This is a genomic window from Nonomuraea angiospora (assembly GCF_014873145.1).
In the GTDB taxonomy this organism is placed as follows: Bacteria; Actinomycetota; Actinomycetes; order Streptosporangiales; family Streptosporangiaceae; genus Nonomuraea; species Nonomuraea angiospora.
This window is the reverse complement of the sequence record NZ_JADBEK010000001.1, coordinates 7466461-7481466: the sequence shown is the minus strand read 5'-3', so window position 1 is coordinate 7481466 and position 15006 is coordinate 7466461. Positions and strand designations below refer to the sequence as shown.

The following is a 15006-nucleotide window of genomic DNA, read 5'->3' as shown; positions in this document are numbered from 1 at the left end:
GGCATGTGTCCTGACACGTGCCACATGCGCACTCGAAGCGAGGTGACACGGTGAGCACCGGACAGCCGCCGTATCCACAGGACGAATCCGGCGACAACTCTGCGCCTCCCTACTACGGGCAGCAGAACCAGGGCCGCCACCCCGGCGAGCCCGACCCGGACGCGACTGTGATCGGCTACCGGGCGGACGACGCCTATGGGCAGCAGCCCCCGTACGGTCAGCAGGGCTATGGCCAGCAACCCCAGTACGGACAGCAACAGCAGTACGGTCAGCAACCCCAATACGGCCAGCAGCAGTACGGCCAGCAACCCCAGTCGGGCCAGCAGGACTACGGCCAGCAGTACGGCCAGCAGCAGTCCCAGCCCGGCTATGGCCAGCAGGCCCAGTCCCAGCCCGGCTACGGCCAGCAGGGCTACGGGCAGCAGCAGCAGTCCCAGCCTGACTACGGTCAGCAGGGCTACGGGCAGCAGCAGTACGGCCAGCAGCCCCAGTCGGGCCAGCAGGGCTATGGCCAGCAGTACGGCCAGCAGCCGCAGTCGCAGCCCGGCTACGGCCAGCAGGCCCAGTCCCAGCCGGGTTACGGGCAGCAGCCGCCGTCGGGCCAGCAGGGCTACGGCCAGCAGTACGGCCAGCAGCCCCAGTCGCAGCCGGACTACGGTCAGCAGCAGTACGGCCAGCAGCCGCAGTCCCAGCCGGACTACGGTCAGCAGCAGTACGGCCAGCAGCCGCAGTCCCAGCCGGACTACGGCCAGCAGTACGGGCAGCAGCCCCAGTCGCAGCCCGACTACGGCCAGCAGCAGTACGGCCAGCAGGGCTACGGTCAGCAGCAGCAGTCCCAGCCCGGCTACGCCCAGCAGGGCTACGGCGACCAGCAGTACGGCCAGCAGCAGTACGGGCAGCAGGGCTACGGGCAGGCGCAGCAGTACGGCCAGCCCGGCTACGGCCAGGCCTACGGCCAGCCCGGACCCGTGGGCGTGCAGCCGCCCGGCGCGCCGGCCCCGCTGGCGGAGTGGTGGCAGCGCCTGGTGGCCAGGCTCATCGATGGGGTCATCCTCTTCATCGTGAACATAGTCATCGGCCTGATCATGGGCATACTGTTCCTGGCCAGCTACTCCTCGCTGGACGGCAGCAGCAGCGGCCTGTTCGGGCCTGTGGTCGTGGCCATCCTGTCGGCGGTCGTCGTGACCGCCCTGTGGGTCCTCTACGACTTCTTCCTGCTGAAGGCGAAGGGGCAGACCGTCGGCAAGATGGTCATGGGCATCAAGGTCGTCCCCGTGGGCCAGGCCATGTCCCCGGGCGGCCTGCCGACCGACCTGGCGCTCAAGCGCGCCGGCGTGACGTGGGGCGGCTGGATCCTCAACGCCCTCCCCCTGGGCTTCGTCGGCTCGCTGCTCGCCTACGCCGCCGTGGGCGTCAACGGTGCCTCGCAGCTCTGGGACAAGCCGCTGCAGCAGACGTTCGCGGACAAGTTGGCCAACACCGTGGTGGTGAAGATCAAGTAGTCCAAGCGTCAGGTAAAAGCAGGGGCCGGCTTCGCGTCGGCCCCTGTTTTGTGTCCACAGGCCGTACCAAAATGGGGAACCTGAGCCGCTGATGACGCGAGGTGGGGGTTATGGCCGGGTCGCCGCCGGGGGCGGACGCGCCGCCCGCGGAATGGTGGGAACGGCTCGCCGCCCGGGCGATTGAGGCGTTCGTCTTCGGGTTGCTCTATTACATTCTGTTCATCGCGCTGTGGGGCGTCTTCCGGACTGTCGGGATGCTGGAGGCGTTCGAGGGCCGGCTGCCCGGTGTGTTCGCGTGGCTGGTGGTGGGGCTGGCTTATACGGGCTACGACTGGCGGGCCCATTACCGGCGCGGCAGGACGTTCGGCAAGGCGATCATGGGGATTCGCCTGGCGCCGCCCCACGTGGCCTCCAGAGCGCTGCTCAAACGGGCCCTGGTCTATCCGGGCCCCGTCATGCTGATGGGCATTCCCGTGGCCAATCTGGTCGCCGGAATGCTCCTGTTCTGCGTGGGGCTGCTCATCCTGATCGACAAGCCCCTGGAACGCGGGCCGCACGACAGGCTGGCCGGAACACGCGTGGTAAAAGATCTTCGCTGACCGATCCCGTGCCTGGCAGGACGCCAATTCCAAAAATTTTCCCTTGATCCGGTAAGGAGCCTGGAGAGACTGGCATTAGGCTATGGGGCATCCGGGTTGCCGGATGTTGGTGCCCTGCGAGGCGCAGGGCATCTGTGCGCCGCTATGGTCGGGTGCGAACGGTAGTCACCTGGCGCGTCGTGAGGGCCGCAACGCCCCTCCTGGGCGCGCTCCCATCCGCATTATGCGCCCCTGAAACCCCGCTAGCCGTGGAGGCGAGGACGAATGGAAGCCCTTACAGACGTATTGTCAGCGCTCATCCCCCCGGCTGTGGTCGGGGGTGCCTTCATCTTTGGCGTAGTGAAGTTGGTCCGGTCCGAGGCCCTGGGAGGCCGCCGAAACCGCGAGGATCAGGCCGAGGGGCAGAACTGATCGGCCAGTCAGCCGAATCCCCGCTGCGCTGAATTGTCTCCGCGCCTTTCCGGGTATATGTTTGGGCAGGCGAATGAAACAATGCTCCGCGAAAGGATTGCGTAGATGGCCAAGCAGATCCAGGAGATTCTCATCGATGACCTCGATGGGGGCGAGGCCAATGAGACGGTCAGCTTCGCTATTGACGGCTCGTCCTATGAGATTGACCTCAGCGACCTTAACGCGAAGAAGCTGAGGGACGCACTCACGCCTTTCGTGCAGCACGCGCGCAGGGCGGGCGCCGTCACCACACGTCGCCGCGGCCGCGGCGGCAGCAGGGCGATGAGCCGCGAGAAGAGCTCGGAGATCCGGCAGTGGGCCAAGGCTCACGGCCTGCCGGTCAGCGAGCGCGGGCGGATCGCCTCCACGGTCGTCGAGAAGTACGAAGCGGCCCACTAGAGCAGGCCGACGATCGACCATGCGCTTATGCCGTTCGCCTAGGACCCCGGCGGCCGCCATAAGCGCATGATCGTTATCCGGGTCCGGAACTCGAAAGCCGGACGCCCGGACTGTGATCTTCCATGTGCACATATGCGGGCGTTTTGGCTGCGGGTTCGGCTCCGTCCGCGGCGCTGTTTCACCGGCGGTCGTCCACATGTGTGACGGCGCCGTAGTCGCGCGCCGAAAGCCGGGTGGGGCGGCCATACCTCATTCAACGTACGCTCGCGTCCGTACGTCACGAGCGATCCCCCGCGCTCATGGAACGCGCCATGACGGAAAACCCGGTGCCGTATAGCCCGGAAGCGATCTACGGGGCGGTGCCAGGTGTATACGGGTGATCTCACCGAGCGTAAACCCGCGCCCGGCCCCAAGGTAAAGCGGCGCAGGGCGGGATGCGTGGCGGCGGGCAATACCGCGGGCGCCGGGATCCGCGTCGGCGGGCAAAACCCGCGAACCCGAGCAGGGCTCGGACAATCCCCGTTCCCCGGCATCTACGCACAATGCCCTGCCTTCTCAACTGCGCGGAAGTGCCGCGAATCCCGGGCGCCGGGCGAGGCTGGGTCTCATCATGCGAGATGAAGTTGGTAACCCGGCTGACCGGATGCAGGATTCCCTTGGTGTGCCACCCGAGCCGCGTTGTGCTCAGGGCGTAGAGCGGTCGTTTGGACGGCGGCGCTCCGCTACGTAGGATGATTACGTAACGATACGGACGCGGCATCTGAGATGTGCGGGCGAAGTGGCGCCCCAACGCTGACTCCGCCCCGGCGCGTCCGATGGCCGATCCGTGTGTACCGCGTGCGCCGCAGAGGGCAATTTTTTGACGCTTCCGCGAAGCGTCCTAAACATCGTTCGCTTGCGGCGTATCGGGAACACGTCACCCCCGAACAGTAGTTGGATGAGGGTGAACGCCCTGCTCTCGGGGAACGTGTCTGCTATAGAGCGTGTCAGTGGCAGAGGGCACGGTTCGCCGAGCCAGGGCTAGCATGCGGGATGACGGGCCCGGATTTACCGGACCTGACTGACCGCTCTGTGAGGAGCGACGAGATGTTCGAGAGGTTCACCGACCGAGCGAGGCGTGTTGTCGTCTTGGCCCAAGAAGAGGCCAGGATGCTCAACCACAACTACATCGGCACTGAGCACATACTTCTTGGTTTGATCCACGAAGGTGAGGGCGTGGCCGCCAAGGCTCTGGAGAGCCTCGGGATCAGCCTTGAGGGTGTGCGCCAGCAGGTCGAGGAGATCATCGGCCAGGGCCAGTCGGCTCCGTCGGGGCACATTCCGTTCACCCCGCGGGCCAAGAAGGTCCTCGAGCTGTCGCTCCGTGAGGCTTTGCAGCTGGGTCACAACTACATCGGCACCGAGCACATCCTGCTCGGGCTCATCCGCGAGGGTGAGGGTGTGGCCGCCCAGGTGCTGGTCAAGCTTGGAGCTGATCTCAACCGTGTCCGGCAGCAGGTCATCCAGTTGCTCCACGGTTACCAGGGCAAGGAGCCGGCCGCGGCAGGCGGCCCGCAGGAGTCGGCCCCGTCGACCTCCCTGGTGCTCGACCAGTTCGGCCGCAACCTGACCCAGGCGGCCCGCGAGGGCAAGCTGGATCCGGTCATCGGCCGCGAGAAGGAGATCGAGCGGGTCATGCAGGTCCTCTCCCGGAGGACCAAGAACAACCCGGTTCTCATCGGCGAGCCCGGCGTCGGCAAGACCGCCGTCGTCGAGGGCCTGTCGCAGAAGATCGTCAGGGGCGAGGTGCCCGAGACGCTGAAGGACAAGCAGCTCTACACGCTTGACCTCGGCGCCCTGGTCGCCGGCTCCCGCTACCGCGGTGACTTCGAGGAGCGCCTGAAGAAGGTGCTCAAGGAGATCCGCACGCGCGGCGACATCATCCTGTTCATCGACGAGCTGCACACGCTCGTCGGCGCGGGCGCCGCGGAGGGCGCGATCGACGCGGCCAGCATCCTCAAGCCCATGCTGGCGCGCGGCGAGCTGCAGACGATCGGCGCGACCACGCTCGACGAGTACCGCAAGTACCTCGAGAAGGACGCGGCGCTGGAGCGCCGGTTCCAGCCGATCCAGGTGGCCGAGCCCTCGCTCAGCCACACGATCGAGATCCTCAAGGGTCTGCGCGACCGCTACGAGGCGCACCACCGCGTGTCCATCACCGACGACGCGCTGGTGGCCGCCGCGCAGCTGGCCGACCGCTACATCAGCGACCGCTACCTTCCCGACAAGGCCATCGACCTCATCGACGAGGCCGGTTCCCGGATGCGCATCCGCAGGATGACCGCTCCGCCGGACCTGCGCGAATACGACGAGAAGATCGCCAACGTCCGCCGTGACAAGGAGTCCGCGATCGACGCGCAGGACTTCGAGAAGGCGGCTGCCCTCCGCGACCAGGAGAAGCAGCTCCAGCTCAAGCGCGAGCGGCGGGAGAAGGAGTGGAAGGCCGGCGACATGGACGTCGTGGCCGAGGTCACTCAGGAGCTCATCGCCGAGGTCCTGGCGACCGCCACCGGCATCCCGGTCTTCAAGCTGACCGAGGAGGAGTCGCAGCGCCTGCTCCGCATGGAGGACGAGCTCCACAAGCGGATCATCGGCCAGGACGACGCCATCAAGGGCCTGTCGCGCTCCATCCGGCGCACCCGCGCCGGCCTGAAGGACCCGCGCCGTCCCGGTGGCTCGTTCATCTTCGCCGGTCCCTCCGGTGTCGGTAAGACCGAGCTGTCCAAGGCTCTGGCGGAGTTCCTCTTCGGCGATGAAGACGCTCTGATCAGCCTGGACATGTCGGAGTTCATGGAGAAGCACACCGTCTCCAGGCTGTTCGGCTCGCCTCCCGGCTACGTCGGCTACGAGGAGGGCGGCCAGCTCACCGAGAAGGTGCGGCGCAAGCCGTTCTCCGTGGTCCTCTTCGACGAGATCGAGAAGGCCCACCCCGACATCTTCAACTCGCTGCTGCAGATCCTGGAGGACGGTCGCCTGACCGACGCCCAGGGCCGCGTGGTCGACTTCAAGAACACGGTCATCATCATGACCACCAACCTCGGCACCCGCGACATCTCCAAGGGCATCGGGGTCGGGTTCGCGAAGTCCAACGACACCGAGTCCAACTACGAGCGGATGAAGGCCAAGGTGCAGGAGGAGCTCAAGCAGCACTTCCGGCCCGAGTTCCTCAACCGTGTCGACGACATCGTGGTCTTCCACCAGCTCACGCCGAAGGAGATCATCCAGATCGTGGATCTGATGCTCACCCAGGTGGACGCTCGGCTCAAGGACCGCGACATGGGGCTCGACGTCTCGCCCGAGGCCAAGCAGCTGCTGGCCGACCGGGGCTACGACCCGGTCATGGGTGCCCGTCCGCTCCGCCGTACGATCCAGCGGGAGCTCGAGGACTCGCTGTCGGAGAAGATCCTGTACGGCGAGCTCCGTCCGGGGCAGGTCGTCAAGGTGACCATCGAGGGTGAAGGCGACAACGCCAAGTTCATCTTCAAGGGCGAGTCCGCCTCCAAGGTCCCCGACTCGGCCGCCGCCATCGCGGCCCCGATCCAGCACTGACGGATCCCGAAAACCCCCGTGTGGAACCCTCACACGGGGGTTTTCCCTTTTCCGCCTCCTGCGCCTTCTGGGGGTGGCGGTGGTTTTCGGGTGGTCGGGCTTGAGGCGCTGACCGGCCGTACGGTGATCGGCCGGCGGGGCCAGGACGTCTCCAGCCACTCCATCCACGGCGCCTTGTCGTCCCCCTGCCTGGACACCGGGTGAGCTGTCTACCGGGCCTCCGGGCCTTCGCGCCCCCGCGACGGTGGCCATTACCCCGGGTCAGTGGCTTGGCGGAGGTCGGCGGCTATGCCGATCCCATTGACAGCGCACCCGGGCGGGCCGGGGCGTAGCGTTCACGGCCTGACGACTCACCCATCCGCTCTCCCGCCGCAGGCCCACCACCAGCGCTTGTGGGCGCCCGGGAGCCTGTGCTTCCCCAGGGGCCCCGTCCGGGGCTGATCAGCCGCAGTGCTCGAAACCCGACTCCCAGCGGGTGTTGCCGTACTGGCCGCCCCACTTGACGCACTTACCTTCGCCGTTGACCTTCACCGGCCCGGCGTAGGTGGAGTAGTTGCCCGAGTCGGACCTCCAACCGTCCTCGCCATTGCTGACCAACGCCATGACGTACTCGCTGTTCGGGCTGTCCTTCCAGGTCACCACGCAGTTCGTGGTGCCGTTGTAGAGCAGGTGGATGACGGCCTTGCCCAGATCGTGCCTGTCGATCTCGTGATACGAGCCGCCTCCGCAGGCCGCGATCGGAGACGACGCTGCCATGGCCGGGCCGCTGGTGGCGAGACCGCCGGCCAGAGCGGTGGCGATGGTGACACCGAGCACCCCTGACTGCTTGATCTTGCGCATGAACCGATCCATGATTGTCCTTCCGTATCGACACGCGGCCGGTGACCTGCAACCGGCCGGCGTCGCAGGACGTTACGGCGCCGCTCTTCCGTTCTCCTTCCGTTCCGATGCCGGTCATCGCGAACCTGACCGGCCGGGACCCGGATGCCTCCAGCGGCTCCTTCCACGGCCACGACCGGGGTGGTGGCGACCGGCATCTTTGCCCGTATTTTCCGGCGCCTCGCGTTTGTTGCCGCTCTTCCCGGGGACCCCGGCCTGCACGGGCGGGCGACGGGGGCACTCGGTCGTTGCGTAATTGTTGGGGTACCGGGTGTGCTGCCACCGCGAGTAGTACTACACTGCGTAGAGCAGAGCCAAGTCGCATCCAAGCGAATCACAAGATCGTGTTCCTAGGCTGAGGCATGCTCCCTGGGGAGTAGCGCGCAATCAACTCAGGGCGGACGCGCGACCCCCGAACGAGCAGCCATGCTCTCAAGGGTCAGCATCGTCCAAGGCGGGCGACGGAACACAAAGAGCAAGCCGTGGAGGAAACCGATGCGCCTGCGTCACAACGACGGAACGCTCGTTCACCTCGCCTACAACGCGGGCATCCACCCTGCTGAGGACCTGGAGAACCTGATCGCCCACCTCACCCGCTACGCGGTTCCGGTGCGCAAGCGGCTGGGCGTGGAGCGGATGGGCATCGGATTGTGGCTCTCGCCGAGCGTCGCCGACCACCTCACGGCCGACCGCATCGAGCTCGTACGGCTGCGCCGCTCCCTGGAGGAGCGCGGCCTGGAGGTCGTGAGCCTCAACGGCACCGGCGGCCGCAACCAGGAGGTCCCCGGCCCCGACTGGGCCAAGCCCGAGCGCTACCGCTACACGATGGCCCTGGCCAAGATCCTGGCGTTCTTGCTGCCGGAGGACGTGCGGTTCGGGAGCATCTCGACGATCCCGATCGGGTGGCGCCGCGACTGGCCCGCCGACCTGCACTCGATCGCCACCCGCCGGCTGGAGCGCCTGGCGCGCGAGCTGCGCGGCATCTACAGCGTGACGGGGAAGACCATCAGGGTCGGGTTCGAGCCGTGGCCCGGGTGCGTGCTGGAGACCACCGAGCAAGCCCTTGAGCGGGTGGGCGGCATCGACTCCGAGCATCTGGGCGTGTGCCTGGACGCCTGTCATCTCGCCTGCGGGGCCGAGGAACCGGGCGCGGCCCTGAAGGGGCTGGCCGAGGCCGGTGCGCCGGTGGTCAAGCTGGGGCACGTGCACAACCACACGGGGGAGACGCCGAGCACGGGGGCCGTGCTGCATGACACGCTCACGGCCATGCTGTCGGGCGCGGTGAGCGGCAGCGCGCACATCGAGGTCGAGACGCACAACCTGACCGTGCCGGGGCGCGCCAAGGGGCCCGGGGCTCTGGTGTCGCTGCTGGCCGAAGAGCTGGCCTGGGCCCGTACGAACCTGACCAGCCTGGGCCTTCAGCTGGCCGCCTGAGCACGACCTGCACGAGCCGAGGCATCGCCCGGGCCGAGCACGGCCTGTACGAGGCATCGCCCGGGCCGAGCACGCCCTGCACGGGCCATCGCCCGGGCCGAGCAGGGCTTGTCTGAGCCATCGCCTGGGCGGAGCATGGCCTGCACGAGCCGCCGCCCGGGTTGAGCACTGCCGGGTTGAGCGCCTGCCTGGCTGCGCACCGCCCGCCCAGGCTGAGCGTCGCCCGCCCGGGCGCCATCCGCGACCGGAGGCGGGGTGCGTTACAGGCTGCCGAACCAGCCCGGGATGTCGAGGCGCCAGGGGTTGGCCGGGGTCATTCTGCGCAGGTCCGATTCCAGGGCCTGTAGCCGATCCTCCCCGAGCTCGGCGGCCCAGCGGGCGCGCAGCGTGTCGAAGATGCGGGCCGACCGGGCCAGGGCGTCCATCCCGTACGGGGTGAGCCGGACGATCTTGCGTCTGGTGTCGTGGGGGTCGGCGGTCCGTTCCACGTAGCCGATGCGTTCCAGGGTGTCGATGGTCTTGCCCGCCGCCTGTTTGGACACCCCGAGCGTGCGGCCCAGTTCGACGGCCGTGGTGCCGTCCGGGCCGATCGCCTGCATGACGAATCCATGCATGGGCCGCATGTCCGGATGGCCCTGCCGGGCGAGCTCGGCGTGGAGCTCGTCGATCAGCATCCTGAACGCGAGCAGCAGGCGCAGCGGAAGTTCGAAGCCTGGGCTTGACATGATAGACAACCTGGTTAACTATATAGACAACGTAGTTGCCTATCTTAGAGGAGTTCATCGATGTCTGTTGTCATGGCCGCCGATTCCCGCAAGACCGAGACGCCCAACGGCGTCATGACCACCCTCGCCTCTCCGACCCAGGGTGGGGCGGCAGGGCAGGCCATGTGGCGGGTGGACGCCAAGCCGGGCATGGTGGGGCCGGTGCACGCGTTCGACGCCGAGCTGGTGTGGACCTGGCTCGACGGGTCCGCCGTCGTCGAGCTGGGCGGCGAGCGGGTCGAGGTGGGCCCGGGAGACACCATGGTGCTGCCGGCCGACGTGAGCCGCCAGATGTTCGCGGACCCGGAGCGCGGGTTCGTGTCCATCGTGGCCGCCCCCGCAGGGGCGCGGGCCTACAACCCGAGCGGGGTGTCGGAGCCGGACGCCTGTGACCTGGCGCCCAAGGACACGGAGCGCATCGTGCCGCTCTGGGTCAGGTAGTCGCGTGGGGGAGGCGGTAGGTGCCGTCGTCCAGGGCCTCGGCCAGGCCGTCGGCGATCAGGCCGTCGAGGGCGCGCTCGCGCTGGACGGCGTCGTCCCAGACCACGTCCAGGGCCGCCTTGGGGACGGGGCCGTGGGCCTTCCGCAGCACCTCCAGCAGGCGGCCCCGGCACTGCCGGTCGGTGCCCGCGTACGTCTGGCCCTTGCGCGCGGGGCCGGCGTGCGGCGGCTTGCCCGCCAGGCGCCAGGCGCAGACGTGGGTGATCGGGCAGTCGGCGCAGCGCGGGGCGCGGGCCGTGCAGACGAGGGCGCCCAGCTCCATCACGGCCACGCCCCAGCGGGGCGCGCCCAGCTCGGGCAGGAGAGCCTCCGCCAGTCGTCGCTCGGCCGCTGAGGTGGCCGTGGGAGGGTATTCCTCGGCGCGTACCGCCCTGGCGAAGACCCGCCGGACATTGGTGTCCAGGACGGCGTGGCGGCCGCCGTAGGCGAAGCTGGCGACCGCGGCGGCGGTGTATTCGCCGATGCCGGGCAGGGACAGCAGGGTCTCGTGATCGGAGGGCACCTCGCCGCCGTGCTCGTCGGTGATGGCCCTGGCGCAGGCGTGCAGGCGCAGCGCCCGGCGCGGGTAGCCCAGCCGCCCCCAGTGGCGTACGGCCTCTCCCGGCTGCTCGGCGGCCAGCGCCGCGGGGGTGGGCCAGCGGTCCATCCACTCGTGCCAGATGGGCAGGACGCGTACGACCGGGGTCTGCTGGAGCATGATCTCGCTCACCAGTACGCCCCACGGGGTGGCGTCGGCGGCGCGCCACGGGAGGTCTCGGGCGTTGTCCTCGTACCAGTCCAGAACGGGGGCGTGCAGGAGGTTCGGCTCAACCACGCGGTCAAGCGTATTCGGAGAATACGGCCCTTCGGCGTGTCGTCACTCCTTGTAGCCGCACGGCTACCATCCTGTGCCTATGGATCCGGATACTATGCGCGGCGACGGCGGTGACGTCTACTGGCGGCGCCGGATGAGCGTGCTGGTGGCGGTGCTCGTCGTGGTGGCCGTCGTGGCGTGGGCGTGTTCCAGCGGGGGCAGCGGGCCGGAACGCGCGTCCAGTGCGAAATCGTCACCGAGTGCGACACCCGCCGTCGATCCCCTGCTGGCGGGCCTGCGTACCCTCGCGTTGGGCACGGCCAGCCCGTCCCCGTCTCCGTCCGCCCCCAGGCCGACCCCCGCGGCGCTCCCCAAGCACCCCGGCGACCCCTGCGCCGAGCAGGACCTGGTGCTCAGCATGCAGGGCGGCAGGGAGCCGATCTACACGGGCGACAGCCAGCCCACGTTCCTGGTCACCCTGGTGAACACGGGCTCCGTGATGTGCACCGCCGACGTGGGGCCGCGGGCCATGGAGATCCGCATCACCTCGGGGGCCGACCGCATCTGGTCCACCGCCGACTGTGTCAGCGGGGCGGGTTCGGAGGTCAAGGAGTTGCAGCGCGGGGTGCCGTACGTCCGGTCCCTGGTGTGGAACCGGCACCGCTCCAGCACCGACTGCCGCTCCACCCCGGCCGCCGCGCTGCCCGGCACGTACGTGGCCACCGTGCGCATGGGCCAGCTCCGCACCGTCAAGGGGGTCTTCCACCTCCGCTGAGGGGGTCAGCACCTATGTCGTGATTTCTCCACAGATGATCCGGACTCGCAGTAGAGTGTCCCGGTCATTTGATCATGGAGGAGTCGTGATGAGGCAGACGATCGGCCGTTCGGTTCTGGTGGCGGTGCTGGCCGCGGGATTGGTGCCGGCCGGTGTCGCATCCGCGTCGGCGTCCTCTGCCGCCGCCGTGCGCAAGCCGGCCTTCGGGCCGCTCGGGTACGGCAACCTGAAGCTCGGGATGACCGCCGCGAAGGCCAGGGCCACCGGGAGGATCGTCCGCAAGCCCGACGGAGACTCCGCCAGGTGCACGACGTATGACCTCAAGGAGAGCCGGTACAACGAGTACCGCGTGGGGATGTACATCTCGAAGAAGCTCGGCGTGGCCGTGATCGTCGCACCCGCCGGCGCCAGGACCCCCAAGGGCATCGGCATCGGCTCCACCAGCGCGCAGCTCAAGGCCGCCTATCCCAACCTGAGGCGCGGCCCGGGCGGCTACCCCGCCGCTACCGTGCCCGGCAACAGGAAGGCGTACTACCTCTTCAACGAGCGCAAGGGTGAAGTGGTCGAGATGAGCCTCGTGATGGCCAAGCAGGACTGCCTCAGGGTCGACTAGGCGTGGCATGGCCTGCTCACCGGCATCGAGCTGCTGATCGAGCAGGGGGTGGCTGACCCGGACAGGCTGGGCATCGGCGGCTACGGTCACGGCGGATACATGGCCGCTTGGGCGGATGGTCAGACCGACCGCTTCAAAGTGGCGCTGGTGGGTGCGGGGATCAGTGACTGGGGCATGCTCGCCGTGTTCGAGGCGGCGCATGGCGGCAGCACCGGCTGGGAGGGGGCCGGCCCGCACCACATGACGAGCGGACCCCCATCTCCCACGCCACCAAGATCTTGAGCCTGCCGGCAAACCACCTGGCCGCCACTCGCCAGTGGCACGACCTCTGACCGGGGTCAGCGAGCTTCGAGCTTGCCGTGCGCCTCGATCGAGAGGTCCTGCCAGTCGGCCCAGGTCTTGAGCCGGTCGGCGTAGGCCTGCTGGATCAGTGGGTAGAAGCCCTTGCCGAACAACACCCGAACCGGCGGGTTGGCGGAGTCGACGAGTGTCAGAAGTGCCTGCGCCGCGGCGGCCGGGTCACCTGCGGGCATCTTCCCTGCCATCGCGCCGAGGCGCTGGCGGAGACCGTCGTAGGCCGGGTCGGTCTTGGCCATGTGGCCGTTGGCGAGCGGGTCGGGGTTGTTGCCGTCCCGGGTGGCGAAGCCGCCGGGCTCGATGATGGTCACCTTGACGCCGAACTCGGCGACCTCGCCGGCGAGCGCCTCGTTCAGGCCCTCCAGGGCCCACTTGGAGGCGTGGTAGGCGCCGCCGAGCGGCATGGCGATGACCCCGGCAGCCGAGGACAGCTGGATGATGTGCCCCGAGCCCTGCTCGCGCAGGTACGGCAGCGCGGCCTGGACCACCCACACCGCGCCGAACAGGTTGGTCTCGAGCTGGTCGCGCAGTTCCTGCTCGGTCAGCTCCTCGACCGCGCCGATCTGGGCGTAGCCGGCGTTGTTCACGATGACGTCGAGCCGGCCGAAGTGCTCCTTGGCGCGCTTCACGCTCTCGAAGACGGCGGCCCTGTCGGTCACATCCATCTCCAGCGAGAGCACCGCGTCGCCATAGGTGTCCACCAGCTCCTTCAGGCCTGCGGTGCTCCGGGCGGTGGCGGCGACCTTGTCACCGCGCGACAGGGCGGCCTCCACGAACTTGCGGCCCAGGCCGCGGGACGAGCCGGTGACGAACCAGACCTTCTGCATGGTGTGCTCCTTGTTGCCGGTTTCAGCTGTTACAACCCCAAGACGAGACAGCCAGGCATGGATGTGAGCTCGGCCGAGTGTGACCTGCGACACTTTGTCACTTTTGTCCGGCTACGGTGATATCAATGGTCGTCGTGACCCGCGCTGAGGAGTTCCAGGAGCTACGGCCGCTGCTTTTCGCGATCGCCTACCGGCTCCTGGGCAGTGTGAGCGAGGCCGAGGACGCCGTCCAGGAGGCCTGGCTGCGCTACGACGGCTCCGCGACCCAGCCCGAGTCGCCCAAGGCCTTCCTGTCGGCCACGGTGACCCGGATCTCGATCGACGTGCTGCGCTCGGCCCGCGTCCGGCGCGAGGCCTACGTCGGGCCATGGTTCCCCGAACCACTGCTGACTGACCCCTACCAGGACCCGGAGCGGTCGGCGGAGCTGGCCGACTCGGTGTCGATGGCGGCGCTGATCCTGCTGGAGCGGCTCAGCCCGCTCGAGCGTGCGGTCTTCGTGCTACGCGAGGTGTTCGCCTTCAGCTACCGGGAGATCGCCTCCACCGTGGAGCGGTCGGAGGCGGCCTGCCGCCAGCTCGCGGTGCAGGCGCGCCGCCACATGGACGCGAGCCGACCCCGCTTCGAGGCGGATCGCCGGTCGCGCGACCGGCTTGCCGGGCGGTTCTTCGACGCGCTCAGGGAGGGGGACGTCGAGGGACTGCAGAAACTGCTGGCCGCCGATGTCCAGCTGGTCAACGATGGCGCCGGCAAGATCGGGGGTACGCTTCCCGTCTTCGGCGTCGCGAAGGTCGCCCGGGTGCTGTCCATCACCATCCCGCCGTTCGCGCAGATCGGCGCGGTGCTGGAGGCGCACGAGGTCAACGGCCAGCCGGGCGCGATCATCCGCGACCGTGATGGCCGGATCGTCAGCGCCTGGACGCTCGACATCTTGGACGGACGCATCCAGACCATCCGCTCGATCGTCAATCCCGACAAGCTCGGGCACCTCGGCCCCGTCGCCGACGCCCACGCGGTCATCCGTGAGAAGAAGCAGGCTCGCCGCGGCAAGCAGACGCCGTGACCCGGCGCATGCCGGAGACGGCACGCATGGTTCCGCGCAGGGTGCCGGTCACCTGGAGCGCTCCCTTCCTGGGCAAGTAGCCGACTTTGGTCTCGGCGACGCGCCAGCCGTCGGCGGCGGCGCGCAGCACCATCTCCAGCGGGTAACCGAAGCGGCGGCCGGCCGTGCGGAGGTCCAGCAAGGCGGTAGGGAGGGCGGCGCGACCAGCTCGGCCATCACCGCCTGTGCGAGCTCGTTGTGCGCGATGGCGCCTTCATGCCGCTCACGGACGCAGGCCAGCAGGCCGGTGCCAGGGACGAGGCGAAGGTCCGCGTAACGCAGCGACGAGTACGTCTCCGCCGGACCTGCCTTTGAGTGGATCGCGGACCGCCTGATGATCGGGTATTGCGTCCGGGGGAGCACGAGGGGCTGGCAAGCCCCTCGCCCCGGTCTCGGGGTGGAGCCTCGAGACCGATGAGCACGGC

At 68.5% G+C, this 15006-nt stretch carries 14 protein-coding genes; 10 read left to right on the top strand and 4 right to left on the bottom strand.

Going from position 1 to position 15006, the window contains the following annotated elements; genetic code table 11:
* Positions 1-50 precede the first annotated feature (50 nt).
* The 4 genes from H4W80_RS63900 (at position 51) to H4W80_RS33975 (ending at position 6538) form a co-directional block, all read left to right on the top strand.
* Entirely contained in the window at positions 51-1502 is a 1452-nt protein-coding gene (locus H4W80_RS63900) for an RDD family protein (protein WP_192788815.1), read from the top strand.
* A 110-nt stretch (positions 1503-1612) separates the two neighbouring features.
* Complete coding sequence (locus H4W80_RS33985; protein ID WP_192788814.1) at positions 1613-2101, top strand: RDD family protein; 489 nt, start codon at positions 1613-1615, stop codon at positions 2099-2101.
* A 516-nt stretch (positions 2102-2617) separates the two neighbouring features.
* Positions 2618-2950, top strand: coding sequence for a histone-like nucleoid-structuring protein Lsr2 (locus tag H4W80_RS33980; RefSeq protein ID WP_185069321.1), 333 nt, complete (start codon positions 2618-2620; stop codon positions 2948-2950).
* Positions 2951-4036: 1086 nt separating this feature from the next.
* Positions 4037-6538: an ATP-dependent Clp protease ATP-binding subunit gene (locus H4W80_RS33975; protein ID WP_185069320.1), complete on the top strand. Its 2502-nt coding sequence runs from the start codon at positions 4037-4039 to the stop codon at positions 6536-6538.
* 441 nt (positions 6539-6979) lie between these two features.
* Here the strand turns inward: H4W80_RS33975 and H4W80_RS33970 are convergent, their stop codons facing one another.
* Positions 6980-7390, bottom strand: coding sequence for a serine/threonine protein kinase (locus H4W80_RS33970; protein ID WP_192788813.1), 411 nt, complete (start codon positions 7388-7390; stop codon positions 6980-6982).
* A gap of 522 nt (positions 7391-7912) precedes the next feature.
* On the opposite strand from H4W80_RS33970, the gene H4W80_RS33965 reads away from it, so the two are divergent.
* On the top strand, positions 7913-8851 hold the full coding sequence (locus H4W80_RS33965; RefSeq protein ID WP_192788812.1) for a sugar phosphate isomerase/epimerase family protein: 939 nt from the start codon (positions 7913-7915) through the stop codon (positions 8849-8851).
* Positions 8852-9111: 260 nt separating this feature from the next.
* Here the strand turns inward: H4W80_RS33965 and H4W80_RS33960 are convergent, their stop codons facing one another.
* Positions 9112-9576, bottom strand: a complete 465-nt coding sequence (locus H4W80_RS33960) for a MarR family winged helix-turn-helix transcriptional regulator (RefSeq protein WP_192788811.1) — start codon at positions 9574-9576, stop codon at positions 9112-9114.
* A 60-nt stretch (positions 9577-9636) separates the two neighbouring features.
* On the opposite strand from H4W80_RS33960, the gene H4W80_RS33955 reads away from it, so the two are divergent.
* On the top strand, positions 9637-10056 hold the full coding sequence (locus H4W80_RS33955; RefSeq protein WP_192788810.1) for a cupin domain-containing protein: 420 nt from the start codon (positions 9637-9639) through the stop codon (positions 10054-10056).
* On the opposite strand, the gene H4W80_RS33950 is transcribed toward H4W80_RS33955, so the two are convergent.
* The gene (locus tag H4W80_RS33950; protein ID WP_192788809.1) at positions 10049-10930 is read right to left on the bottom strand and encodes an A/G-specific adenine glycosylase; all 882 of its coding nucleotides are present in this window, start codon (positions 10928-10930) and stop codon (positions 10049-10051) included. The two genes, H4W80_RS33955 and H4W80_RS33950, sit on opposite strands and share 8 nt — an antisense overlap.
* 79 nt (positions 10931-11009) lie before the next feature.
* On the opposite strand from H4W80_RS33950, the gene H4W80_RS33945 reads away from it, so the two are divergent.
* The 3 genes from H4W80_RS33945 (at position 11010) to H4W80_RS33935 (ending at position 12579) form a co-directional block, all read left to right on the top strand.
* The gene (locus H4W80_RS33945) at positions 11010-11684 is read left to right on the top strand and encodes a hypothetical protein (protein WP_192788808.1); all 675 of its coding nucleotides are present in this window, start codon (positions 11010-11012) and stop codon (positions 11682-11684) included.
* 88 nt (positions 11685-11772) lie between these two features.
* Entirely contained in the window at positions 11773-12297 is a 525-nt protein-coding gene (locus H4W80_RS33940) for a hypothetical protein (protein ID WP_192788807.1), read from the top strand.
* A gap of 48 nt (positions 12298-12345) precedes the next feature.
* Positions 12346-12579, top strand: a complete 234-nt coding sequence (locus H4W80_RS33935) for a prolyl oligopeptidase family serine peptidase (protein ID WP_378526803.1) — start codon at positions 12346-12348, stop codon at positions 12577-12579.
* Between the two features lie 56 nt (positions 12580-12635).
* Here H4W80_RS33935 and H4W80_RS33930 read toward each other — a convergent pair whose 3' ends face one another.
* Complete coding sequence (locus H4W80_RS33930; RefSeq protein WP_192788806.1) at positions 12636-13481, bottom strand: SDR family NAD(P)-dependent oxidoreductase; 846 nt, start codon at positions 13479-13481, stop codon at positions 12636-12638.
* 134 nt (positions 13482-13615) lie between these two features.
* Here H4W80_RS33930 and H4W80_RS33925 point away from each other — a divergent pair, with 134 nt between their 5' ends.
* Entirely contained in the window at positions 13616-14542 is a 927-nt protein-coding gene (locus H4W80_RS33925) for an RNA polymerase sigma-70 factor (protein ID WP_192793897.1), read from the top strand.
* Positions 14543-15006: the final 464 nt, after the last annotated feature.

Bases quoted from the DNA above. Each gene is read 5' to 3' on its own strand.
- H4W80_RS33940 (WP_192788807.1), top strand. From the start codon at position 11,773: ATGAGGCAGACGATCGGCCGTTCGGTTCTGGTGGCGGTGCTGGCCGCG.
- H4W80_RS33970 (WP_192788813.1), bottom strand. From the start codon at position 7,390: ATGGATCGGTTCATGCGCAAGATCAAGCAGTCAGGGGTGCTCGGTGTC.
- H4W80_RS33960 (WP_192788811.1), bottom strand. From the start codon at position 9,576: ATGTCAAGCCCAGGCTTCGAACTTCCGCTGCGCCTGCTGCTCGCGTTC.
- H4W80_RS33955 (WP_192788810.1), top strand. From the start codon at position 9,637: ATGTCTGTTGTCATGGCCGCCGATTCCCGCAAGACCGAGACGCCCAAC.
- H4W80_RS33985 (WP_192788814.1), top strand. From the start codon at position 1,613: ATGGCCGGGTCGCCGCCGGGGGCGGACGCGCCGCCCGCGGAATGGTGG.
- H4W80_RS33975 (WP_185069320.1), top strand. From the start codon at position 4,037: ATGTTCGAGAGGTTCACCGACCGAGCGAGGCGTGTTGTCGTCTTGGCC.
- H4W80_RS33945 (WP_192788808.1), top strand. From the start codon at position 11,010: ATGGATCCGGATACTATGCGCGGCGACGGCGGTGACGTCTACTGGCGG.
- H4W80_RS33980 (WP_185069321.1), top strand. From the start codon at position 2,618: ATGGCCAAGCAGATCCAGGAGATTCTCATCGATGACCTCGATGGGGGC.
- H4W80_RS33965 (WP_192788812.1), top strand. From the start codon at position 7,913: ATGCGCCTGCGTCACAACGACGGAACGCTCGTTCACCTCGCCTACAAC.
- H4W80_RS33930 (WP_192788806.1), bottom strand. From the start codon at position 13,481: ATGCAGAAGGTCTGGTTCGTCACCGGCTCGTCCCGCGGCCTGGGCCGC.